Source organism: Rickettsiella grylli, assembly GCF_000168295.1.
Lineage (GTDB): Bacteria > Pseudomonadota > Gammaproteobacteria > Diplorickettsiales > Diplorickettsiaceae > Aquirickettsiella > Aquirickettsiella grylli.
Map to the genome: position 1 here is coordinate 1354747 of NZ_AAQJ02000001.1, position 23505 is coordinate 1378251.

The window sequence follows — 23505 nt, forward strand, 5'->3', positions numbered from 1 at the left end:
TTCTAATAATTTTCAACTATTCCAAAAAAAATAATCAGTCTCCAGGAAACGTAATTTTCACTTCTTCTGCTAAAGGGAAATTAAATACTAAAGTAAAGCAACTGCCTTTTCCTTCTTCGCTCGAGACCGTTATTTTTCCACCTAAAAGATCTACGGCTTTTTTCACTAAATATAACCCCACGCCATAGCCTGAATACACGCCCCGATACGAAGGATGTGCACGATAAAATTGATCAAATATTTTTTCATGTTGATCACTTGGGATTCCAATGCCTGTGTCTTTAATCTGTATTTCTATTCGTGCATGGTTATCGTTCATTCCTAAAAGATGGATTGCTACACCCACTGTTCCTTTTTCGGTAAACTTTATCGCGTTCGATATAAGATTCAGTAAAATTCGCTTGAGCTTCATGTAATCGCTCGTAATGACCGGTAATTTTGGATCGAACTGCCATTCACTGTGTAAACCTTTCGCAACGATCGAAGGTTGCATGAGATCAGTGAGCTCTTTCATTAAATGGGATAACTCTATTCGATCGTGGTTCAGTGCATCTTCTCTCTCCTCGAGTGCCATCACATCCATAACCGCATTCAATAGTTCTAAAAGCTGATTGCCGGCCTCCATGATCCAACGGCCATATTGTTGTTGATCATCGAGACATTTTTTCTCGTTTGCTTGGATACTTGCAATCCCAATAATCCCTGCTAACGGGGTTCTCAGATCGTGCGCCATATTCATCATGAACTGTTGTTTTGCGAGTTCGGCCTGTTTACTTGCGGTGATATCTAACGAGATTCCAATTATGCCAATAACTTTTTGGGTATTCGGTTCGTAAAGTGGAATTTTTCGAGATAAGAAAAAAGCTTTTTTTCCTTCATAACCGGTCACTTCTTCTTCAATAGAATATTCCTTTTGCGTTTCCAAAACATGTTCATCTATTTTTTTCAAATAAATTGCTTGCTTTTTCCAAGGTAAATCAAAATCAGTTTTTCCAATCAAATCCTTGCCTGTTTTATAACCTAAAAAAATAGCTTGGGCATCATTCGATCCTTGATAAATACCTTTGTTATCTTTCCAATAAATATGTCCTGGGGCTTTTGCTAGGATATTTAATAAACTTTCATACGTTGTTATTGTGGTCATATTCAACTTTCTTTTAAATTTAGAAATTTTAGTTCGTTTTTAAGATTTTAATAAAAAACGTCTTAAAAAGAATTTTTATCTACATTTTGATAAGTTTGCTGACTAGATTGAGTTTCATTTAAAGAAAGACTTCTAAAAAAGAGTGAATTAAAAGGCGCTTGTACTGTAGATTCTATATTTTTACACTTCTTATTCGTTTTAGTGGGTCGCAAATCAAGCCAATGAAAAGCATGTTCTTTAGTTCTATTATTTTCATTAATATGTTTAATAGCATAATGAAGTATGTTGGTTACTGCGCCAGGATAAACTATTGCTAAATTTTCTTTATCTTTTGCAAGCACGTGAAAAACAGCGCATTCTTCAATAAGGAATTGACGAGAATTCTCTTCTGCTTTTTGATAGGCCACCCCTATTACTCTAGAAGGACGATGCGTATATTCTTTTGAAGAAATTTCTAGCGCTTCTTTAAAATTGTTATCTTCTTCATCTAACTTTTTAATTTCATGAAAATAATGTTCGAAATCTTTGTCTTCTTTTAAAGCCTCCCAATGAACAAATTCATAATTAATAGTTAAACTGGAAAAGAGTGGCTTATAGTTCATAACCCATTTCTCTCCTTGTTTGATAGATTTAGTAAACGCTTCCTTAGGATCAATATTATCATCTACTTCAATATTAAATCGTTGTAAACTATCGGCCACAACGATAAGTACTTTTTGAGGTTTCACTTCTTTTACGAAGTTGACAAAACGTTCAACCCATTTATTTTCAAACTTTTCTTTACCTACACTCACCAGATAAATAAGATTTTTTTCATGAAAAGAGACCCCATTTAAATAGTAATTTGGAAAGTTTCCACAATGGGCAATTCGATAGCTGGGTGCTTTTATAGAATTATTATTATTTTTTAGCATTGATGATAACCTTTAAATATTTTTATTGAGTGAATACGTCTTTGATTATTTTAAATTTTCGTAAATTTGTCAATCAATGAATGATCTGTTTTTGCTTATTTTTAAAAAGTTTAAATTTTTTTTATTTTCATGATAAGCACTTCTCTTTTGTATGCACAATACTCCATTGCTGATATTGAATAATACTATTCAACGCATCAACGAGAATTGAAAGAGGTAAATGACGTAAATCAAATAATGTTTGTAGCAATTCTATGGGCCCGCCATGTCGTTTCCACTTTTGCTTAAGCAGTTTTAATTGATGACGAAATTCTTTTTCATAACGGAGTATTAACGATTTCTGAATCGCTTCTTTTAAGCCTTCGATACGACATGTTTTCACTAACGCTGCATCCGCACCTTGCGCTAAATATTTTTCTTCATCATTTTTATTAATATAAGCACTCCATATAATAAGGGGGGTTGTTGCATTGAATTCACTTTTACGGACAATTTCAGCAATACCTTGACCTAATAACGTTCCATGCAAATTGATATCCCCGATAATAAGATCGTAGGTTTTACGCTTTACGCAATGAACGGCCTTGTCGTAATCATCACTTAAGTCAACGTGATAGTTCAATTGGTGTAAATAATAGGTCATGATTTTTTGGCATGCTACATTGTCTTCTATTAATAGCGCCTTAGATTTATCTTGACTTTCTTCTTTTTGGGACGGTTCCATACAAGCTCCTTGTTTAAAAAATGAAAATGAATCGGTTTATAGCGACAATTGAGATAACGTTTGATGTAACTTTTCGAGCGGCTCTGCATTATTTATTTTTTGAAAAAAAAGAAAATGACCATTGATTGCTTTATTCAAAATAAACGCTGTTCCTAACGTTAATATCAACAATAAAATATTAGCGAATAGCATTTTATAATGATAATCCTGCTCTATTACTATCAGTTTCGCTTTATCCATAATAAAAAGTGCTCTCAGTTTATATTCTTCATAGTTTATTTCATTTGTTTTAAAATAAGCACGATTTATTCTTTTAAAATCAAAAACAAGTTCATGTATAGCATCACCCTCAGCATTAAATTGTTGGCGAAATAAATCGTTAGCTTTATCGAATAAGGCATCTAATTGAATTTCAATGTCCGCATAGATTAAAAATTGAGCATTGATTTTGGATGTGCACTCTGAAAACTCAATATTTTTTAGACAAGTAAAATAATTTGAATGCTTTGAAAAAAACGCCTCTGCTTCTTTTAATTTTCTAACCGAATCAATATTATCGATCGATTCAAATTGAATATTTTTAAGGTGCTTCATTCCCAGGTCGATCAATTCGAGATAAAAATAGGCCTGACTGACGCGATAATATCTATTTTGTTTTTCAAATATGTTCTTTTTGTCATGTATACTTTTTTTTTCTTCTTCCAATTTTTCTAAAAGAGTCGCTAAAAATTCTTTTATGGCCGCATTTTTCTTATTATTGTCAATATCAATTAGCATATTATTTTCCTGTCCATTATGGACGTGTCTCATGAAAATAGTTCAACGACGAAAAACTTTTTATACCGATGAGTATCCGTTCATTTTTTTAGTGTGTAACGAATTAGGTAAATATAGTTTACCTGAATTTGTCTAAAAAGATAATATATAATCTATTAATTGAATAATACAATGCGCTGTAATAAATTATTTAGTGTTTCTTCGTTTGGCGACATCATTCAAATGTCCATTTCATAAAACGTTTCTGAAGAAAATTTACACTTTAAGGAAAAAATGTGTGCATTAAAAAAAAGGCTACTTTTTATAACAACGCTAAAATTAAATCATTTAAAATTTTTTAGTATAGAAATGACAATAAGGTTGCTTTTTTGTTTTTTCATAATAATTTTGGTGGTAATCTTCGGCCTTCCAAAATTTAGTTGCGGGTGTCAGCGTGGTAACAACCTGAAAACCTTTGTTTTTTAATTGCTTAATCAGCTTTAATGCTATTTCTTTTTGTTCGGGATTCGTATAAAAAATTTCAGAGCGGTATTGTTCACCGCTATCCGGGCCTTGCTGGTTTAATTGTTCAGGATCATGAATTTCAAAAAAATGTTTCGCGAGTGTTTCATAACTTACTTTCTGAGGATCGAAAATAATTTCTACGGCTTCTGCATGACCTGTATTTCGAGTACATACTTCTTCATAGCTAGGGTTCGATGTGTGCCCTCCTATGTATCCAGATGTGATTGAAATAATTCCTGGAAGTTGCTTCATTAAATGTTCCACGCCCCAAAAACACCCGCCCGCAAAGATCGCTGTTTCTTTTTTATACGCTTTCTCCTTTTCTTTTTTTTCTAGCGTTTTTTTATTGAATTCTTTAGGAATAAATTCTAACGATATCGAATTAACACAATGTCGAATATTTTTAGGCGTCAGCCTCTCACCCTGAAAAACATGACCCAGATGTGCTCCACACCTCTGACAAACAATTTCAGTACGATGCCCATCTGGATCGGGAACTCGTTTAATTGCACCTGTTATTTCATCATCAAAACTAGGCCAGCCAGAGCCAGAATCAAACTTGGCTGATGAGTGATACAATAATGACCCACATTGTTTACACGCATAGTCTCCTTGCTTATTAAATCGGACATATTTTCCTGAATAAGGAGGTTCTGTGCCTTTTGATAAAATAACATGCGCTTCTAAAGGCGTCAGTTTTTTCATGATTTAGAACTCATTATAAATTGATAAATTATAGTTTAATTTTAGGGTATTTAGCTTAACAAGCCATTTTTTAACCTTAAAAAAAAACCCGCTCAGCGCGGGTTTCTGTTGGACTCAGGCATTTTTAAGCCGCTTCGGTAATATCAATGGTTTGTTGGCCTTTCTGCCAATTACAGGGACAGAGGCCTCCGTTTTGCAACGCATGAAGTATCCGTAATACCTCCTGTGGATTACGTCCAACACTCAAATCGGTCACCATATTAAAGCGAATAATCCCTTCTGGATCGATAATAAACGTGGCACGTTGTGCAACACCGGCATCGTTATCTAATATGCCTAAATGACTGCATAACTCACGTTTAATATCACTTAACATGGGGAAGGAAAGCGCGCGTAACTCATCATTATATTGCCGCCAAGCACGGTGTACAAATTCACTATCTGTACTTCCCCCTAATAATACGGCATTACTCTCTTTAAACTTATCATTGAGTTCATTAAATGCCACTATTTCTGTAGGACATACAAACGTGAAATCTTTAGGCCAAAAAAACAATACGAGCCAGTTTCCGGGATAAGAAGCATGAGTAATCTCAGTAAAGGCCTTGCTGATATCGGTATCAACCGTTGCTGTGAGTTTAAATTCAGGTAATTTATCCCCTACTTTTAGCATTGACATCGCTTTATTTTCCTCTTCATTTTCATTTAAATAATGCATGCCTCATTGATAGGCACTTTGTTAAAGGCAGTAACCATAAATCTTTATTTACCGGTATACCGACGCTTAAAACCACGAGCCCATTATAACAGGCTCCTCTCTATTAAAGAAATGATTTTTCTCTATCAACGTGATAGTTATCTTCAATGGTTCTCTCTCTAAATAATTGTTTTATAAGCTGAATAAAAGGCGATTGAAACGCTTGTTTTTCTTCATTGAAAGACAAAATAACGTTTAAATTAGCTAAAATTTGCTCTTCAAGCCGCTTTAGATAGCTTTCTTTCCGTGAAGAATGCTGCCAAAAATGGACGTTTTCATCATCACAGATGTCGTCTTGTATTTGGAACACTAACCCGACCTGATGACCGACATTTTTTAAGGTTAAAGAATGGTCTTGAGGCAAATCAGCCGCTATCGCAGGCAACTGAAAAGCGGCCCCAAATAATGATCCGGTTTTTAAAGCGTGAATATTTTCTGCATTGGATCTATCTGAACGACCTAACGCATTAAAATCCTTAAAATCCATCGCTTGTCCTGCGACCATCCCCTGAGCACCGACGGCCTCTGTCAATACACTCAGCATTTTAATCACTTTAAGCGATTGAAAGGGGGCTTTAAGCAGCGTATCAAAAGCCAATGCTTGCAATGCATCGCCTGCCAATAAAGCCATTGCTTCACCAAATTGTTTATGACAACTCGGTTTCCCACGCCGCCAATCGTCATTATCCATACAGGGTAAATCATCATGAATGAGCGAATAAGCATGAATAAACTCAATCGCACACGCAATATGATCTAAATCTTGCAAAGATAAACCTAAAACGTTTCCTAGGGTATACACATATAAGGGTCTTAAACGTTTCCCTCCATTTAAAACTGCGTAAATCATTGCATCATATAAAGGTTTTGACAACGGGGGGGGATTCGATAGGCACTGTTTTAATAAGCCATTAATTCGATTCTGATAACTGACAACGTTCAGTTCCATATTCACACAGCTAATTCTTCATTCATTTGAAAAGGCATCAATTCTTTTTTCTTACCGTCATCTGTATTTACCAAAATTTGTATCCGTTGTTCTGCTTTTTTTAAGGTTAATTGACAGTCTTTTAATAAACTGATTGCTCGACTAAATTGCTCTAGAGACGCTTCTAAGGTTGAATGGCCATGCTCCATTTCCTCAACAATTTTTTCGAGCGCTTCTAAGCCTTTTTCGAACTGAAAATCGGTATTTTTTTTAGCTTTTGGCATGAAAATAACCTCATCGTTACTCTTGATTTAATCTGAATAAGTACACCGTAATTTGAACAATTATGGGAGTCTCACAAAATGATGTCAAATAGAGATAATACTTGCTACCATATTTCATTCAATTTCAAGCCGCCCTTCAGGAAATAAACATGCTTTTTAAACACATTCTCGTTTATTTAAGTTTACTCTCATTCGCTCCCTTCGCGTGGGCTCAGAACGTACATGAATACCATTTAAAAAATGGAATCACTTTATTGGTTAAAGAAGATCATCGGTCACCTATTGTTCTTTCAGAAATTTGGTACAAAGTAGGTAGTAGTTATGAACCTCATGGAATAACGGGCATCTCGCATGCTTTAGAACATATGATGTTTCGTGGAACGCATCAATTTGGACCCGGAAAATTAGAAAAAATGGTCGCAGAAAACGGCGGAGAACAAAATGCCTTCACTGATTTAGATTTTACGGCTTATTACCAAAAATTTTCTGCCGATAAATTAGCGCTTAGTTTTGAACTTGAAGCGGATAGAATGAAAAATTTATTACTGCGTTCAGAGGATTTTGCTAAAGAAATTCAAGTGATCATGGAAGAGCGACGTATGCGCATTGATGACAACCCTCAAGAAATCCTTCTCGAGCGTCTCAATGCGGCTGCTTTTGTTGCAAACCCCTATCATCACCCTGTCATTGGTTGGAATAACGATCTACAAACGATGACCATTGACGATCTACGGAAATGGTATAAAACCTGGTATGTTCCTAATAATGCAATACTCGTCGTTGTTGGCGATGTAAAACCTAAACGTGTTTTCCAATTAGCAAAAACGTACTTTTCAACAGTAAGCTTTTTGCCGCTTCCTCGTCTAAAGCGAGAAAAATCTATTCCTCCCCTCGGCGAAAAACGTCTCACGATTAGGACACCTGCCCAATTACCCTGGCTCGCGATGGCTTACCCCGTACCGGTTATTAAGAAAGACTCCAATAATCAAGATCCTTATGTTTTAGATCTTATTGCAACGCTATTATCCGGTGGAAATAGTGCGCGCTTTGCCAAAAATCTTATTAGAGGCCAACAAATTGCAGCCGAAGCGAATGCATCTTATAACCCCATCAGTCGTCTCAATAATTTATTTTTATTACAAGCGACGCCGACTGCCGGTCATTCGTTGTCAGAACTTGAATCCAGTTTATTACAACAAATCAAACAATTACAAACCTTTCGTGTCACCAGTGAAGAATTGAAACGTGCAAAAATTCAAATGACCGCCGATAAAATATATCAAAATGACTCTCTCGCTGCACAAGCTTACGACATTGGAAGCTTAGCTGCCATTAATTTACCTTGGCAAATAAGCCGAGATTATTTAAAACATATTAATCCTATAACCCCACGTCAAGTACAAAAAGTGGCTAATAAATATTTTCTCAACACCCATTTAACGATTGCTTACTTACTTCCTTTACCGCTTTATTCAATTCATACCCATTCATTATCAGGATAGGATCGTTGTATGCCGCATAAATTTTATTTATATTTTTTGACTTTTTTTTTAGTATTTATTACCCGTACTCTACACGCAGAACCTCCACAATTTTCTTTAAAAATTGAACATTGGTCTACAAAAAATGGAGTTCCTGTTTATTTCGTGGCTAAAAAAGAAATACCGATTGTCGATATCGGACTATTATTTCACGGGGGCTCTGCTCAGGATAAAAATTTCCCAGGAATTGCTCTATTTACAGCAGAAATGTTAGATCAAGGCACCCAAAATTTAAATGCCAATCAAATTGCACACCGGTTTGAAGCTGTCGGAGCACGTTATACTGCTCAAGTCAATCAAGATATGACTGTCTTAAATTTACGGTCACTCAGCGCTCAACCCTATCTCCATTCCGCTCTAAACACGTTGACGGCTTTACTCAATAAAGCCACTTTCCCAGAAAACGCCATAAATAGAATTAGAACACAACTTTTAATCGCATTACAACAAGAAGCACAAACACCCCGTGCAGTTGCTGCCAAAGCGCTTTATAAAACACTCTACCAGCTTCATCCTTATGCTTCACCTATCTCTGGAAATAAAACAAGTATTCAGCAAATAGATCAAAAAGAATTATTAAAATTTTATCGCCGTAACTATGTTGCCCAAAATGCGCTCATCGCTATTGTAGGAAATCTAAGCCGTGCAAAAGCAATAACGATTGCTGAACAACTTTCTGGCCGATTGGCATTCGGGAAAGCCTTGGCGCCTCTTGCTGCACCTTTACCACCTCCATCGAAAAATCAGGTAATAAAAATTTCTTATCCCTCCAAACAAACCACCATTTTTTTAGGTCAAATTGGTATCGCTGTCGAAGATCCTGATTATTTTCCACTTATTGTTGGTAATCAAATTTTAGGCGGTGGGATACTGACTTCAAAACTTTTTAATGAAATTAGAAACAAACGCGGCTTATGTTACGGCATAAATAGCGGCTTCAAGCCGTTAAAAGTTGCTGGTCCTTTCTTCATTGTACTTCAAACGCGTCAGGATCAAGCCATCAAAGCACTCTCTTTGACACAACAAACGCTAAAAAAATTTCTGACTCAAGGTCCAACTTCCACAGAACTTTACAATGCCAAACAAGCCCTTATCGGCAGTTTTCCACTGTCTATTTCAAATAACGAAGCCATTTTATCGGCTATAGAAAAAATTGGCTTTTATCAGCTTCCATTGGATTATTGGGAAACCTACACACAAAAAATGAATGCGGTCAATTTAGAACAAATTAAAAAAGCTTACCAACGATTTCAAGCTAAAAAAATGATTACTGTTCTGTTAGGTCAATAATCGTTGACGTACAAACTAAAAAATTGAAGACCCGATTCACTACGTTCTTGTATAAACAGCGACAGGAAATGGCTGATAATAATTATCGGCAGTCACATGACTCTCCTCTTGCAACAAAACTGAAAGGCCATGAGGGATCGTTGATCCATGATTTATTGAGGCTTCTATGGAGGGATCATCAAAGGGATCAATACGACTTAAATAAAAATTAGCGATGGATGGATGTGCCAGTGAACATAATTTCTTTTTTATTTGCTGCCTCGTTTCCAGTGCTTGTGTTATTGAAAGTTTCAATTGACCGACTTTATCTAATTGCATGCTGAAATCAGATAAAACACTATTTTTACACTCTAATTCGTTTAGTGAAACCAATTGCAGTACTTGTTTCATAAACTGTCGGTTTAAATCATTTAATCTATTCTCTTCATCAATTAAATGATTACGACATTTATTATATTCATCGGTCACTTTTAGATAAAAAATTAATAAATTATTAAATTCAGCTCTATTATCTGCAAAAGAACCCGACAATTGACAAGCTTCATGATGAAAATCATTCTTACTGTGTAATAACAATCCTCTGGAAAAATCAATACGTTGAAAACATTCATCAAACCATTGTTGATGTTGATTCAAATAATTTTGCATTAAATTAGAGTTCGTTGAATTCTGAAAATAAAAAAACAATTGGCCTTCATAATATTTTAGTTCGTTATTTTTAGTTAAAAGTTCATTTTGGTATAATGATAGGTATTTTAAAAATGCATGATGACTTGTTTTCAAGATGATGCTCGAACACGTTTCAATAATATAAAAAAGTTTATTTATGTGGATTTGCTTTTCATTTTTCCATTTTTCAAACTCAAGGCTCCAGATTTCATACACTTTCAGTAAATTATCATTTAAATGAAAATTATCCTCACATTCCCTCCTCTGTAAAACTGGATTTGAATTACTTTTAGGTCGTTTTTTCTTTTTTTGATTTTTATTTGGCTTCTCATTGGACGTTAACGGCTTATCTGTTTCATTTTCAGTTCTTGCCTGATGTATTTCATTTCCAGTAAATTCAATGCATGGATTTTCAGAAATTGTATTTTCAAAAACGGAGGTTAAGTGTGTTGCAGGACGATTTTCTGTTTTATGTTTGTGACCACTACTTTTATTTTTAGCACAATTCAATGTCAGACTTGTTTTTTTAAAAAAAGACATTTTTTCTTTTAAAACGTGATGTAATACTTTATCATAGTTTTCGGATTCGAGAATAATCGCATACAGCTTTGCTAAGCGATCTTCGGAATCACACTTTATGGATTCAATTAATTTTTCTAAACAATGCGATTGCTCTTTTAGAAAGGAATAATTTCCTGATAATTTTTTATCCATTTGAAACTCATCTTTGTGAGTCGTTGTCTTATAAAAAAAAGAAGCGTTCATTGATTCGTCTCTAAAAGAATCAGAAAGAGACGTTAACGTCTCTTTCATCTCCGCATTAAAATTTTCATACTTATCAATGATCACTTGAATTTGTTTCATGATTAAATCGATCGTTAAATAAATACTACTAATCAATTCATGACAGTTCTTTATTTTTTCTTTATCGATCTTTTTTTCAATTAAACACGTTTTAAATAAGTATTCATTAATTATTTCTAATAATTGGGGTAAACTTAAATCGGACAATGGTAACGACGTATTCAAATCCTTTCGATCACTGAGACTCGATAATAGCTTTACTATTGATGCCGAAATTTGACCTATAGCAGAAAAAATTTTTTGACGAAATAAACTGATATTTTTTGATCCTTTTTTTAAGCAGCTTACACTAAATGCTAAATTTTCAGATAAACAACTTAACGATTGCCATAAATTTTCAATGAAGTGATGTACCTCTTCAGAATTCGAGCTTATTTTATTCGTAGTTATTTTGGTTTTCTTTTTAATTTTTTCTTTATTATTTTCTTTATTAATAAATTCATGTTTTTCTATTTTTTCATAATCTAATTTACAGCATTTAATTCTTTCTTCTATGGTTTTAAGTTCATTCGTCGAAAAATTTTTTTCTGGCATTGGCATATTGGCAGCCTGAGGTAAGGTCGTTACTTCTAAAGACTGAACCTCCAATAGAAATTTTCTAATATCGTGAATAATTTCTAAATTTAGTTTAATTTCTTCAAGAACATTTTTTTTATGTTGATCATAGGCGTTTTTGTTTTTAAAAATTTTTTTAAAAAATTTATTTATTTCTTCATTTTTTCTTTCCTCTAATTGATCTAACCGTTCTAACTTAATGATGACTAATCGGCTATAAATGACTAATTTTAAATAGTTTATTTGGTTATTAAATTTAGTGAATTCGGAGAGGAAACGGGTGTAAACCAAACTAAATATATAATAATAACTAAACTCAATGAATTCTTCTAATGCTGTATTTTCAAGTAAAGAAACGCTATCACGACCATAACCCTTAATCACTTCTTTCATAAATGCGCTATGCGGTGTATAATGATCACCTCTACAAATAGCGTGAAATAAATAATTTAATGCTTCTCGGTTTGTTTCGATGTAAATAAACGTTTTTACATTATCTAAATTAACACTATTACCTATTTTTTCATAAAATAATTGTAAAAATTTTGGAAGATGCGCGTCATCATCAAGCATTGCCAATAAATGACGCATTTTTATTTCATTATTATATTTATCCTGAATTAAATGAATATTTTTTTCATGAATGATCTTAAATTCGATTTCTAGTTTATTGTAAAATATTAATGCTTTACAGATGTTTTTTTCTCGGTTATCATCTTTTAATTTCCCTGTAAGATATTTACTTAATTTTCTTTCTAATTTGTGTAAAGAACTTTGTAAATTATGTAATTCATAAAGTAAAATTTTTTTAAAATGTGATTTATAATTATTAATTTTCAACTCTATACAAATTATTTCTTTTAAAAATAAAAAACAGGTCTTAGCAGGCTTTAATTTAAGATATTCTATTAAAATTTCATAGTAAAAAAAATACCGTAGAGCAACTAATTCATAACCTCTGTTAGGTAGCGGAATAGATATTTTTTCAGATAAAAAAATTTCAAATTCACTTAAATTAAAATAAGTCGTATTCATTTCACCATATTCATGGAAAAGTGTGACTAACATGGACATTATTCGGATATAAGGATCAGACATTTGAAAGTTATCAAAAAAATTTTGAGCATGGCTTTTAAAATAACCTTGATACGTTTCAAAATTTAACGCCGCTAATACTTTAGAAAAACAATCGCCATCGATAAATTCTCGATATAAATCTTCTTCTTCAGCTAATAAATTATTGATTAATGGTATAGAAACATTTTCATTTTCGTTTTTAAAATTTTTTTTTAGAATAGCTAACGTATAAAATCGTCTGATGAAGATGAAAAATAGCGTAAAATCTTTAATAGAATTAATGATCAACTCTAATTTTTTGATGACGACAGTCAATTCTTTTTTTTTCGTTTCATTTTCCGCATTTTTTTTTTGTAATTTTGAAATTTGAGATTGACTATCTGTCTTACTTAATAAATCATTGCCTAAAAGAATCTTTTTTTCTAAGGTGTTTAATTCAGTCAAGTGCTGTGTTAATTCTTCTGATAGAGAGTAAAAACGGGCTGAATCGGGATTATTAACGACCTTTGTTATCGTATATTCTGGATTGACCTCGTCAGTAGTTATGTCCATTTTTTATTTTCCATTAAATGGTAATAATTAACTTTTACTTTATGCGCGCTATTATCCACTGTAAATCATCCTAAGAAAAGGGAAATGAGCATTTGTAATTGTTAAGAAAGCATTAAATTTTTCTCTTTTAGTTTAGAAAATACCTTTTCTGCCGCGACTAAAGTAGCGTCAATTTCATATTCGCCATGCGCGCTGGATAAAAAACCTGATTCGAACGGCGAAGGTGAAAAATAAATTCCTTCAGCGAGCATTCTATGAAAAAATTCTTTGAAGAGAGGTTGATATGCTAATTTTACGTGCTGATAATTATAAATTTCAGTCTGAGTAAAAACAAACCCAAATAATCCTCCAATAGCATGGGCTTGAAAACAGATATTCGCATCGTTCGCTCGTGCGCGTAGCCCCGCTACAAGTTTTTCGTTTATCGCATTCAGCGCAGAATAAAACCCAGGTTGACTGACTACTTCTAACGTTGCGAGACCTGCTGCCACTGTTAAAGGATTACCGGATAACGTTCCAGCTTGATAAACTTTCCCTTCTGGCGCTAAGCAATCCATAATTTCAGCACGACCACCTAAGGCGCCCACCGGTAACCCGCCGCCAATAATTTTACCGAGCGTGGTTAAATCTGGCTTTACGTGATAAATTTCCTGCGCCCCTCCTAAAGCAACTCGAAAGCCGGATATAACTTCATCAAAAATAAGTAAACTTCCATAATAATCACAGAGTTCACGTAGTCCTTCTAAAAAACCGGGTAGTGGTAAAATGCAATTCATGTTAGCCGCAATAGGTTCTATGATAATGGCAGCAATTTCTTTACCATGATGCATAAACATTTGGGCCACTTGTTCAAGATTATTAAACTCTACGCTTAACGTTTGCGATACGACTTCTTTCGGGATACCGATGCAATCGGGTATGCTGAAATGAGCGACTCCTGAACCTGCTTTAACCAATAATGAGTCCACATGACCATGATAACAACCATTAAATTTAAGGATTTTATCGCGCCCTGTAAAACCCCGAGCAAGTCGTATTGCAGTCATCGTTGCTTCAGTGCCCGAATTCATTAAGCGAATTTTTTCTAAATGAGGCATTAAATTAGAAATTTTTTCTGCAAAATAAATCTCTCCCGGTGTCGCTGTCCCAAAGCTTAAACCGCATTTAACCGCCTCATCCACAGCGGCTACTATTTTTTCTGGTGCATGGCCAAGAATTAAAGCCCCCCACGAACCGACATAATCAATATAGGGTTTATCCTGAACATCAAATAAGTAGGCCCCTTTTCCCTGTGAGAAAAATAGGGGTTCTCCCCCCACTGCATGAAACGAACGCACTGGAGAATTAACTCCGCCTGGAATACGTTGCTTCGCTTTATTAAACAATTCATGTGAAGAAATCATACTGAACCTTGATCTGTTTTAAATCTTCGTTTTTTTATATACTCAAGAAAATTAGAGATTGGATAAAATAAACTTCTATACCGGATAAGGGCCATTGTAAACAATAAATTAAAGTAAAAACGTCGTCATAAGGCTTACAAAACGCAAAATGCGTCACCACAAAACGTCCCTTCATTATAAAATGCCCACATAAAAAGCGTAAATCAATCTACAATCCAACAATCATTAAGAAAAGAGACTATTCACTTTTTAGAATTTAACGAAGACGTTGTTCATTTATGCTTAAATCAATCAATATCTTTAAAAACACACATCAAGAACATAAGTTGTTTAAACAGAGAGCTATCGTTATTCTTTGTGGAATATCCATTTTAAGCGTTTTATTGCTCGGTCGGTTGATTTATCTACAAGTTTTTCAACATAAACTTTACACAACTTTAGCGCGCCAAAATCAGCTGAGCTTGGTTCCGATAGAGCCTAATCGAGGCCTCATTTATGATAGAAATGGCGTATTATTAGCAGAAAATAAACCTATTTTTAATCTCGTTATGACACCCGATTTAGTTAAAAATATGGGGACAACGATCCAGCAATTGAGTTCTTTTATTAAAATAGATGCTGACGATTTGAAACACTTTAACCGACAAAGACGTTTACATCATCGTTTTGAACCGGTTCCCTTACGTTTAAAATTAAATGAAGAAGAAGTTGCCAAATTTTCTTTAGAAAAATATCGTTTTCCAGGTGTAGCTATACAGGCACAAATGATTCGCTATTACCCTGAGGGCGCTCCTTTTGCAGCTATCGTAGGTTATATGGGAAGAATTAATGAAAAAGAACTACAAACCATCGATCCAATTAATTACAGTGCAAGCAATTTCATTGGGAAAACCGGTGTAGAAAAACAATATGAAGGATTACTTCATGGTACGGTAGGTTATCAACAAGTAGAAACCAATGTTCATGGTCAAATTGTCCGTATATTAAAGCAAACCCAACCTATCGCTGGGAAAAGTATTACTTTAACAATCGATAGTCATTTACAAAAATTAGCACAACGTGCTTTAGGCCATCAAAAAGGGGCTATTGTCGCTTTAGACCCTCGTAACGGAGAGGTTCTAGCTTTTGTCAGTAATCCTTCATTCGATCCTAATCTATTCGTCAGTGGAATCAAACAAGCGGATTATGAAGGTTTACAAAATGAAGCTGGAAAACCGCTTTATAATCGTGCATTACGTGGAACATATCACCCTGGATCGACGATTAAACCTTTTATTAGTGCAGGAGCACTTTTAGATAATGTAATCACACCAAACTTTACCATAAAAGACACCGGCGAATTCCAAATTAATGGGAGAGGACGGATTTATCATAACTTCCGTCATCATGCCTATGGTGAAGTCAATTTACTGAAAGCTTTAACGGTTTCTTCCGATATTTATTTTTATAACCTGAGTCTACGGATGGGGATTCATCGAATTTATACTTCATTACATCAATTTGGGTTTGGAAGCCCTACAGGCATCGATCTTCCCGATGAAGGCAGCGGTGTTTTACCGAATCCTGAGTGGAAAAAGAAATCATATAATACCCCCTGGTATGCTGGAGATACGTTAAACACCGGTATTGGTCAGGGTTTTCTTTTAGTAACCCCCTTACAACTTGCCTTTGCTGTCAGCGCATTGGCTGAACAGGGGGAACGATGGAAGCCCCATGTTGTATTAAGCGTTCGAAAAAATGATGGCATTGTAACGTTTTCCAAACCAGAGCGTTTAGCCCCCATTCAATTACCTCAGGAAATTTTAAATTTTGTCCGTATGGCGATGCAACATGTTGTCAACGCGCCAGGAGGAACAGCCGAACGATTTTTTCCAGGGGTTCCCTATACCTTGGCCGGAAAAACAGGGACCGCGCAAGTCTATAGCTTAAAAAACAATGAGCGCTATGATACGAAAACGGTTGCGACGAAGCTGAGGGACAATTCACTCTTTATTACGTTTGCTCCCGTTGGAAATCCCACCATTGCACTGGCTATTGTGATTCAAAATAGCGTTACTCCAGCACCACAAATCGCGCGTAGGCTTTTAGATTATTACTTAATACCGCCTTCTCCTATTCCAATGATTACTTCGCAACAACTGTCTGTTACTCCTGAAAAAAAATCAGATAGCCCGCACGATACACCTCCAGTACATCCCAAAACAAACGCAGCGGCCATTGAAAGCAATAGAGAGGAAGGTGAAGAACCTAGCGATACCGAAGATACCTTGGAAATCGATGAAAAACATACCCAGGAGGAATAATAAAACACTTTTCTCGATTGACAAATCGCATTTACAAAGGCATGATGGCCTCCTCGTTTTTTATGTCATCAAACGAATGCGCTTCGTTGTTCGTTTGTTATTGTTGATTTAGGAGTAAGGGGGTTGCCATTGGCCAATACAAAACAAGCAAAAAAACGCATTCGACAAGCGGAAAAACGTCGCAAACATAATTCAAGTTATCGTTCAATGATGCGAACCTATATTAAGCGGGTTGTTGTTGCGATTGAAGCAGGAGAAGCAACAAAAGCCAAAGACGCGTATCAAACTGCTTTACCTATTATTGATCGGATGGCGAATAAAGGGTTTATTCACAAAAATAAAGCGGCCCGACATAAGAGTCGTTTATCCGCAAGAATTCTTCAAATAGAGAATACAGCGGCGCACTAATTTTCCTATTTAATCGAAGAGCGCTGTTAAGGTTGTTTTCAGTGTTTCTTTATGATCAATTAAGCGTAGTGTCGCTTTCCCTAGGGCTTTATAGCTATTTTTTAATTCAGGAAACTCATTCAGCACAGCAAGATGTTTTTTTAACGTATTGATATCGGCTCTTTCCAAGGGGCCTGTCAATGCGTTGTTCGATTTTAATGGATGTATCTTGGCTAACGTTTGGGACATCAATTGCTGCGTGAGCTTTATCGACCATTCTTCATCGAAACCTGATTTTAGATAGCAATCCTTTGCCATCGCCGCTAAGGTAAGAAGATAGTTCGCGCCAAATACACTGGCGATATGATAGAAGGGTTTTGCTTTTTTCTCTATCTTTAATAATCGTCCTTCTATCGCTTTAATTAAGGGAAACAATCGGTCTAATGCTTCTTTATTTCCTTCAAAAGCACAATAGGTTCCTTTAAAATTTTTTATATCTATTCTCGGATGAGAGAAGCTATACAATGGATGTAAGCTAGCGATGTAACCCCCTAAGCAAGTCACTGAATTTAAAACGTCAGACGTTAATAACCCACTACAATGAAAAATCACATCGCCTTGTTTTAACTGACGTTGCAATGTTAATTGATGCGCGATAGGTTCAATAAAATCATCCGGTGTAGCAATTAAATAAATATCCGCCGCCCGAAGTTGTCCTAGCGTTTCACAAACACGCCCCTGGCCAATAAAATCAACCGCTTTTTTACTACTTGAACGCGTTAAATTAAAAATATCTTGAATGCAAACCCGTTGTGTTTTGATGAGTAACGCGCCTAAGACTTTTCCTAAACGACCGCAACCGATGATGTTCAGTTTTAACTTCATTGAAATAAAAATTTATTCGAATTCTTTATCATTTTGGGTTTGAGCCCATTTTGATTCTTCTTTATTTAGATAAACAGTCTGACTCGGGAAAGACCATGCTGCACCATGGCGCTGAATACAGATTAACAATTTAAAAAATAAATCTTGTTGAAATTTTAAAAAATCTGCACCCTTAATAATAGAAGTATAGGCTATGACGGTTAAATAAAGTGAGGCATCTCCAAGCTCATTCAATGCAACTGTTATCGATCGATTTTTATCAACGGCCGTATTTTCTTTCAGTATTAACTGCATGTCTTCTAAAATTGCTGGAATTTTCATTATATCGTGGTAACGCAAACGCATTCGACAATAAAATCTTCTAAATTTCATTCGTGATGAATTCTCTACCACTATATTTGAAAATAAGGCGTTTGGAATATACAGAGGACGACAGTCTGATGTTCGAATTCTACACACTCGCCACCCTATTTCTTCCACGGCGCCTTCCACTTTCAGTGCAGGTAAACGGATTTGATCGCCTATCACAAAAGGTCTATCTAAAAAAAGCATACAGCTACCAAACAGATTAGCCAAAAGATCCTTCGCTGCAAAACCTATCAGAATTCCACCCATTCCACCAAATGCTAAGATACCTGCAATACTAAATCCCAGAGTTTGAAATAACGATAAGGCCGTTAAAATAATAATGACTAATTTAGCGATCTGACTTAATCCATGAACGAGTGTTTTATCCACTGTTTTATTGGTCATTTTATTTTTTTCCGTTTGAAGAAACGCTTCTTTTGAGAAAAAAACAAAACGCCATAAAAACCAGGCCAGTAAAAAAGTAAAACTTACACTTCGAATGAAGTGAAACTGACTTGCATTAAACCCCTTCCAAGTAAGACATAATGATTCTAATGCATAAGTAACCCCTATAATGGCAATGAATATCATGAGCGGCTTATGAATAGATTTTAATAATGCAACAGATAAAGTCCGTGAATTTTTTTCTATACGCTTTTTAAGTTTTCTATAAAAAATGGGTAATAAAAAACAGAAAAGTGCGGTTATTAAAAGAATGGTTAATGCTTTCAATAAACAAAATTGGAGTAAAAATTTAAACAGTGTTTGCAAAAAATTCATCTTTTCACCGAAATCAAAATCAAATTCGATAGGCCACCCTAACCATAAATTGAGCCAATGCATGCATACTCCATTGAATGACAATAGGAAGTGGAGCAGCACCTGCCTGCTCCGCTATCAAAGCATGCTCACTTTCCTCTTGCCGCATTTGTTCAACAATTGCTCGTGTTTTTTTATCGTGTAAGGGTAATTTCTGTAAATGCTGATGTAAGTGTCTTTCGACTTGCTGTTCGGTTTCTGCCAAAAAACCTAAGCTCAATTTATCCCCCCCCAAACCTGCCGTTAATCCTATTAACAACGCACCTATAAACCAAAAAGGGTTTAAATAACTCACCTGTGTATCTAGTTCGTGAATACGTTGTTGGCACCAATGGAGATGGTCCATTTCTTCTTTCGCTGCTTTTTTTAATTTTTGTTTCGTCTGTTGAGAACGCGCAGTGAACGCTTGTCCCCTATAGAGGGCTTGCGCACAAACCTCACCCACATGATTTATTCGCATCAAGCGTCCCGATAGTTCGCTTTCTTTTTTACTGAGGGGACCGTTTTGACTCACCTTTTCAGCAGGACTCGGTCGATAAACCGCTGTATTAGAACGTTGCTGAATCGTATTTAAGCCCTCCTCAACATGAAAAATTAATCTATCCCAAAAAGAATAACAGCGCATCAAAATCCTTCACTTAAAAATAAAGTAATCTTTAATTGCAACCGATGCAAAAAATAGGCTAAGCTTAGCCCTTATTCGTCCGCTATTGCAAATTTATGAAGAGACTATTATATCAATTATTATTCGGCGTTTTACTTATAATCAATATTTATCCTTCCAGTTACGCCAGTTGGTCCCTTAATTCAGTGCATCAAAATAAGGATAACTTCTCTCAGGCATTACAACCGATACTCCCTGCCGTTGTGAATGTTTCCGTTCAAGGGGATATCCCTTTGAATCAATTACCTCCGCCTGTCCCTGGGCGTCCCTATCCTCGTCATTTTGAAAGTATGGGTTCAGGCGTCATTGTCGATGCAAAAGCAGGGTATGTTTTAACCAACGCTCATGTTATTCGCGAAGCTAAAACCATTACCGTTACCTTAAGTGATGGCCGTGTTTTAAATGCCACACTGAAAGGATCAGATCCTGCTTCTGATATTGCTTTACTGACCATCACGCCTGATCACTTAACGGCTATTCCTTTAGGTAATTCCGATCATTTAAAAGTGGGTGATTTTGTAGCCGCTATCGGCAATCCTTTTGGACTGAACCAAACAGTCACTTCAGGAATCGTGAGTGCTTTACAACGTACGGGATTAGGAATAGAAGGTTTTGAAAATTTCATTCAAACGGACGCGTCCATCAATCCAGGCAATTCAGGGGGGGCTTTGATCAATTTACAAGGGCAACTCATTGGCATTAATACAGCCATATTAACGCCTGGTTTAAACGCAGGAAATATTGGAATTGGCTTTGCTATACCCATTAATATGGCCTATGGCGTGATGAAACAATTAGCTGAATATGGGTCTGTCAAACGGGGTTTAATGGGAGTTCTCGTGCAAGATCTAACCCCCATATTAGCGACCGCGCTCCATATTCCATCTACACTCAACGGAGCACTTGTCTCTCAAGTTCCTCGTTATTCACCTGCCGCGGCTGCAGGTATTCACATCGGCGATATTATTCAGTCCATTAATGGCATACCCATTCATAATAGCGGACAAGTCAAAAATATTGTGGGTCTGTTAAGAGTGAATGATAAAATTAATATTAAGTTATTGCGAAAAGGGAAAACGATAACGACCGTTTTAAACCTCACTGATCCTAAACAATATAAAAAAGTGGCCGAACAAAATAATCCGTTTTTATATGGGTTAATGTTGCGCGATTTTAATCAAACGATTACAGGTCAAGGGAATTTACGAGGCGTTGAGGTCGTTGATATGGATGAAAACAGTCCTGCCTGGCATGCGGGTATACGGCCTGGCGATGTTATCCTCTCTGCTAATCAAATCAATGTAACCGAGGTTCCGCAATTACAAGCGATTGCGAAGCAGAACAAACAAGGACTATTAGTGAATGTATTATCTCGCAGCGGAAGTCGGTTTGTTGTCATTAAATAATCGCTGGTGAAGGGGGGATTTTCGAACCCATTCGATAACAATACCTAATTCATTTTGATGGGCTGAAAAGCGCGGGTTTATCGCATAATCCACAACAGCGATAAGCTCTTTTTGATAATAAATTAAAGGAATGCGATTTCGTTGCCATGGAGGAACTCCCCACTCTTGAAATAATTTTTTCAATGACCGAGAATTTTGGCCATGATTGGGATAAAACCGCTCTCCTCCTTGTCGAAAAGTAACCTCAACGTATTTATCTGTTAATAACGCTGCATTTAGCCCTATACCTTTCGCTTGTTTTGTAACCAATTGATCGAAGGTTGGCAATATTAAGGTCTGATTTAAGCACCAGGGAATAAATTTTTTAAAAATAAAACGGTTTTTGTTTTCGAGCGAATTAAAAAAATATAAATAATCACGATATCGACGTAACTGAACATTTCCCCAACTCACTTGAAAAGTGGTATTAACACGGCGTTTTAACAAAATATCAATTTGTTTTAACTGTTTTTGACTCGGCAACGAGCCATGCCGCTTTAATCCATAGCGCAAAACATTGATTTGACGTTTCGCACTGAGCGTCATCCAACGAGAAATCATGATACTATGCCATTCAGGTCCTTGAATGTTATTCCAATCCTGCTCAGCTATTTCATCAAGTAATGCGTGCGCTTCTGCTAAATTTGCAGCCGATCGTGCAATCGTTTTATGGGCTTGAGGCCAACGTTGTTGAATACGCGGTAACACCTGATGACGAATAAAATTGCGACTAAAACGTTGATTTTTATTGCTATCATCTTCTATCCACGTTAAGTGATGCGTTTGGGCATAGGCATAAAGTTCTTGACGTGTAAAATTGAGCAAAGGTCGCATAAGGTAGACATTGTTTGTCAATGGTCGACAAAATGGCATACTTATTAGGCCTTTCAGGCCAGCGCCACGAAATAATTGTAATAAAAAAGTTTCAGCTTGATCATTTCGATGGTGCGCTGTCAATAAAAAATTTCCGGCCGGAATTTTTTTTTCAATGGCATGATATCGGGCTTCTCGCAGGGAGGCCTCTAAACTCTCACCCGTTTTAGGACGGATGTCTAACGTCACAATTTCACAATCAATCGTTAATTTTTCACAGGCATGCCGGCAAATCTTTGCCCATTTATCCGAGTGAATATGTAAACCATGATTAATATGAATCGCTCGTAAACGTTCTGTTGGCAATAGCTGGCTTAGCGCATACAGTAAAACGTGTGAATCCAAGCCGCCGCTATAAGCAATCCAAAAGCAAGCCGATACAGGATATTGTTTTAATAAAAACGCAAGCTTTTCGTGTGTAAACATGGGACTTACAATACAAAATTTAACTAAACCCTGTAAAGGCCAATAATAATAAAAGCGCAAAAAGATGCCCTCTTACTAGGCGAGGGAAGAAGCCCAAACCAATTTATTATAAGCTTCTTTCCACTGATAATAACCCTTGATGCATAACGTCATAAAGAGCAAATAAAGTAATGCCGTTAAATATAAGGTTTTGTAGAGGTAGAGCCCAATAGAAATTAAATCAATAATTATCCATAAAATCCAGTGGTGTAAATACTTTTTACTCATCATCCATTGTGCGATCAAACTTAAGGTAGTGACCATTGCGTCAGCAAAAACAGTGGTGGAATCGGTATGATGTTTTAAAATAAAACTAATCATTGCAAACAAAACGAGTGCGATTAAAAATAAAAAGAAACCCGTGGAATAATCAATCATTTGCATGACTATGGGTTTTTTTTCTGGGTGACTATAACACCATTGATAAAGTCCATAAAACTGAAAAAATAAAAAAATGCCTTGTAGGCTCATATCTGCATACAATTTGGCATTAAAAAAAATAATAGCATATAAAGAAACGGTAATGATTCCAAAAAACCAATTCCATAAACTACATCGTGTTAAAAGATAAACACTGAGTATGCCTGACAGGAACGCGAACATTTCAATATACAAAAGCTTCATTTTT

At 35.7% G+C, this 23505-nt stretch carries 20 protein-coding genes; 5 read left to right on the forward strand and 15 right to left on the reverse strand.

Going from position 1 to position 23505, the window contains the following annotated elements:
- Nucleotides 1-34: 34 nt before the first annotated feature.
- The 8 genes from RICGR_RS06285 to RICGR_RS06320 form a co-directional block, all read right to left on the reverse strand.
- Nucleotides 35-1144 (reverse strand): PAS domain-containing sensor histidine kinase, encoded by a 1110-nt coding sequence (locus RICGR_RS06285; RefSeq protein ID WP_006035404.1) that lies wholly within the window; start codon nt 1142-1144, stop codon nt 35-37.
- 62 nt (nt 1145-1206) lie between these two features.
- Complete coding sequence (locus tag RICGR_RS06290) at nt 1207-2058, reverse strand: hypothetical protein (protein WP_006034794.1); 852 nt, start codon at nt 2056-2058, stop codon at nt 1207-1209.
- A gap of 127 nt (nt 2059-2185) precedes the next feature.
- Nucleotides 2186-2782, reverse strand: a complete 597-nt coding sequence (locus tag RICGR_RS06295; RefSeq protein WP_006035218.1) for a response regulator — start codon at nt 2780-2782, stop codon at nt 2186-2188.
- Nucleotides 2783-2818: 36 nt separating this feature from the next.
- A complete protein-coding gene (locus tag RICGR_RS06300; RefSeq protein WP_006035725.1) occupies nt 2819-3559 on the reverse strand; it encodes a hypothetical protein in 741 nt (246 codons plus the stop codon).
- 327 nt (nt 3560-3886) lie between these two features.
- Entirely contained in the window at nt 3887-4768 is an 882-nt protein-coding gene (locus RICGR_RS06305; protein ID WP_006035232.1) for a bifunctional methionine sulfoxide reductase B/A protein, read from the reverse strand.
- 124 nt (nt 4769-4892) lie between these two features.
- Nucleotides 4893-5441: a peroxiredoxin gene (locus RICGR_RS06310; RefSeq protein ID WP_040615656.1), complete on the reverse strand. Its 549-nt coding sequence runs from the start codon at nt 5439-5441 to the stop codon at nt 4893-4895.
- Nucleotides 5442-5589: 148 nt separating this feature from the next.
- Nucleotides 5590-6474, reverse strand: coding sequence for a polyprenyl synthetase family protein (locus RICGR_RS06315; RefSeq protein ID WP_006035111.1), 885 nt, complete (start codon nt 6472-6474; stop codon nt 5590-5592).
- Nucleotides 6475-6476: 2 nt separating this feature from the next.
- The gene (locus RICGR_RS06320) at nt 6477-6737 is read right to left on the reverse strand and encodes an exodeoxyribonuclease VII small subunit (protein ID WP_006034849.1); all 261 of its coding nucleotides are present in this window, start codon (nt 6735-6737) and stop codon (nt 6477-6479) included.
- A 149-nt stretch (nt 6738-6886) separates the two neighbouring features.
- Here RICGR_RS06320 and RICGR_RS06325 point away from each other — a divergent pair, with 149 nt between their 5' ends.
- Nucleotides 6887-8239: a M16 family metallopeptidase gene (locus RICGR_RS06325; RefSeq protein WP_006035654.1), complete on the forward strand. Its 1353-nt coding sequence runs from the start codon at nt 6887-6889 to the stop codon at nt 8237-8239.
- 9 nt (nt 8240-8248) lie between these two features.
- Nucleotides 8249-9568: a M16 family metallopeptidase gene (locus tag RICGR_RS06330; protein ID WP_006034675.1), complete on the forward strand. Its 1320-nt coding sequence runs from the start codon at nt 8249-8251 to the stop codon at nt 9566-9568.
- 39 nt (nt 9569-9607) lie between these two features.
- Here RICGR_RS06330 and RICGR_RS06335 read toward each other — a convergent pair whose 3' ends face one another.
- Nucleotides 9608-13285, reverse strand: coding sequence for a hypothetical protein (locus RICGR_RS06335; protein WP_006035452.1), 3678 nt, complete (start codon nt 13283-13285; stop codon nt 9608-9610).
- A gap of 101 nt (nt 13286-13386) precedes the next feature.
- Nucleotides 13387-14688, reverse strand: a complete 1302-nt coding sequence (gene hemL / locus RICGR_RS06340) for a glutamate-1-semialdehyde 2,1-aminomutase (RefSeq protein ID WP_006034978.1) — start codon at nt 14686-14688, stop codon at nt 13387-13389.
- Between the two features lie 278 nt (nt 14689-14966).
- Between hemL and mrdA the strand changes: the two genes are divergently transcribed.
- Both mrdA and rpsT read left to right on the forward strand, forming a co-directional pair.
- On the forward strand, nt 14967-16991 hold the full coding sequence (gene mrdA, locus RICGR_RS06345) for a penicillin-binding protein 2 (protein WP_006034968.1): 2025 nt from the start codon (nt 14967-14969) through the stop codon (nt 16989-16991).
- 129 nt (nt 16992-17120) lie between these two features.
- Nucleotides 17121-17399 carry a 30S ribosomal protein S20 gene (rpsT, locus tag RICGR_RS06350; RefSeq protein WP_040615234.1) on the forward strand — a complete coding sequence of 93 codons (279 nt, stop codon included), beginning with the start codon at nt 17121-17123 and terminating at the stop codon, nt 17397-17399.
- A gap of 9 nt (nt 17400-17408) precedes the next feature.
- Here the strand turns inward: rpsT and RICGR_RS06355 are convergent, their stop codons facing one another.
- The 3 genes from RICGR_RS06355 to coq7 are packed head-to-tail and all read right to left on the reverse strand — an operon-like array spanning nt 17409 to nt 20055.
- Nucleotides 17409-18263, reverse strand: a complete 855-nt coding sequence (locus RICGR_RS06355) for a Rossmann-like and DUF2520 domain-containing protein (protein WP_006034713.1) — start codon at nt 18261-18263, stop codon at nt 17409-17411.
- Between the two features lie 12 nt (nt 18264-18275).
- The gene (locus RICGR_RS06360; protein ID WP_006035442.1) at nt 18276-19454 is read right to left on the reverse strand and encodes a mechanosensitive ion channel family protein; all 1179 of its coding nucleotides are present in this window, start codon (nt 19452-19454) and stop codon (nt 18276-18278) included.
- Nucleotides 19411-20055: a 2-polyprenyl-3-methyl-6-methoxy-1,4-benzoquinone monooxygenase gene (gene coq7 / locus RICGR_RS06365; RefSeq protein ID WP_006035220.1), complete on the reverse strand. Its 645-nt coding sequence runs from the start codon at nt 20053-20055 to the stop codon at nt 19411-19413. The genes RICGR_RS06360 and coq7 overlap by 44 nt, the downstream gene beginning before the upstream one ends.
- Before the next feature lie 95 nt (nt 20056-20150).
- Between coq7 and RICGR_RS06370 the strand changes: the two genes are divergently transcribed.
- A complete protein-coding gene (locus RICGR_RS06370; RefSeq protein WP_040615236.1) occupies nt 20151-21500 on the forward strand; it encodes a trypsin-like peptidase domain-containing protein in 1350 nt (449 codons plus the stop codon).
- On the opposite strand, the gene tilS is transcribed toward RICGR_RS06370, so the two are convergent.
- Together tilS and pnuC are read right to left on the reverse strand one after the other, a co-directional pair.
- The gene (gene tilS, locus RICGR_RS06375; RefSeq protein WP_050764040.1) at nt 21462-22898 is read right to left on the reverse strand and encodes a tRNA lysidine(34) synthetase TilS; all 1437 of its coding nucleotides are present in this window, start codon (nt 22896-22898) and stop codon (nt 21462-21464) included. The genes RICGR_RS06370 and tilS overlap by 39 nt on opposite strands.
- A 15-nt stretch (nt 22899-22913) precedes the next feature.
- Complete coding sequence (gene pnuC, locus RICGR_RS06380) at nt 22914-23501, reverse strand: nicotinamide riboside transporter PnuC (RefSeq protein ID WP_006035306.1); 588 nt, start codon at nt 23499-23501, stop codon at nt 22914-22916.
- Between the last annotated feature and the right edge of the window lie 4 nt (nt 23502-23505).

Excerpts from the sequence above, each read along its gene's own strand:
- RICGR_RS06305 (WP_006035232.1), bottom strand. The coding sequence starts at position 4,768 with ATGAAAAAACTGACGCCTTTAGAAGCGCATGTTATTTTATCAAAAGGC.
- RICGR_RS06360 (WP_006035442.1), bottom strand. The coding sequence starts at position 19,454 with ATGCATTGGCTCAATTTATGGTTAGGGTGGCCTATCGAATTTGATTTT.
- coq7 (WP_006035220.1), bottom strand. The coding sequence starts at position 20,055 with ATGCGCTGTTATTCTTTTTGGGATAGATTAATTTTTCATGTTGAGGAG.
- RICGR_RS06320 (WP_006034849.1), bottom strand. The coding sequence starts at position 6,737 with ATGCCAAAAGCTAAAAAAAATACCGATTTTCAGTTCGAAAAAGGCTTA.
- RICGR_RS06325 (WP_006035654.1), top strand. The coding sequence starts at position 6,887 with ATGCTTTTTAAACACATTCTCGTTTATTTAAGTTTACTCTCATTCGCT.
- RICGR_RS06310 (WP_040615656.1), bottom strand. The coding sequence starts at position 5,441 with ATGCTAAAAGTAGGGGATAAATTACCTGAATTTAAACTCACAGCAACG.
- RICGR_RS06300 (WP_006035725.1), bottom strand. The coding sequence starts at position 3,559 with ATGCTAATTGATATTGACAATAATAAGAAAAATGCGGCCATAAAAGAA.
- RICGR_RS06285 (WP_006035404.1), bottom strand. The coding sequence starts at position 1,144 with ATGACCACAATAACAACGTATGAAAGTTTATTAAATATCCTAGCAAAA.
- RICGR_RS06355 (WP_006034713.1), bottom strand. The coding sequence starts at position 18,263 with ATGAAGTTAAAACTGAACATCATCGGTTGCGGTCGTTTAGGAAAAGTC.
- mrdA (WP_006034968.1), top strand. The coding sequence starts at position 14,967 with ATGCTTAAATCAATCAATATCTTTAAAAACACACATCAAGAACATAAG.
- RICGR_RS06295 (WP_006035218.1), bottom strand. The coding sequence starts at position 2,782 with ATGGAACCGTCCCAAAAAGAAGAAAGTCAAGATAAATCTAAGGCGCTA.
- RICGR_RS06330 (WP_006034675.1), top strand. The coding sequence starts at position 8,249 with ATGCCGCATAAATTTTATTTATATTTTTTGACTTTTTTTTTAGTATTT.
- hemL (WP_006034978.1), bottom strand. The coding sequence starts at position 14,688 with ATGATTTCTTCACATGAATTGTTTAATAAAGCGAAGCAACGTATTCCA.
- pnuC (WP_006035306.1), bottom strand. The coding sequence starts at position 23,501 with ATGAAGCTTTTGTATATTGAAATGTTCGCGTTCCTGTCAGGCATACTC.
- RICGR_RS06290 (WP_006034794.1), bottom strand. The coding sequence starts at position 2,058 with ATGCTAAAAAATAATAATAATTCTATAAAAGCACCCAGCTATCGAATT.
- RICGR_RS06370 (WP_040615236.1), top strand. The coding sequence starts at position 20,151 with ATGAAGAGACTATTATATCAATTATTATTCGGCGTTTTACTTATAATC.
- RICGR_RS06315 (WP_006035111.1), bottom strand. The coding sequence starts at position 6,474 with ATGGAACTGAACGTTGTCAGTTATCAGAATCGAATTAATGGCTTATTA.
- RICGR_RS06335 (WP_006035452.1), bottom strand. The coding sequence starts at position 13,285 with ATGGACATAACTACTGACGAGGTCAATCCAGAATATACGATAACAAAG.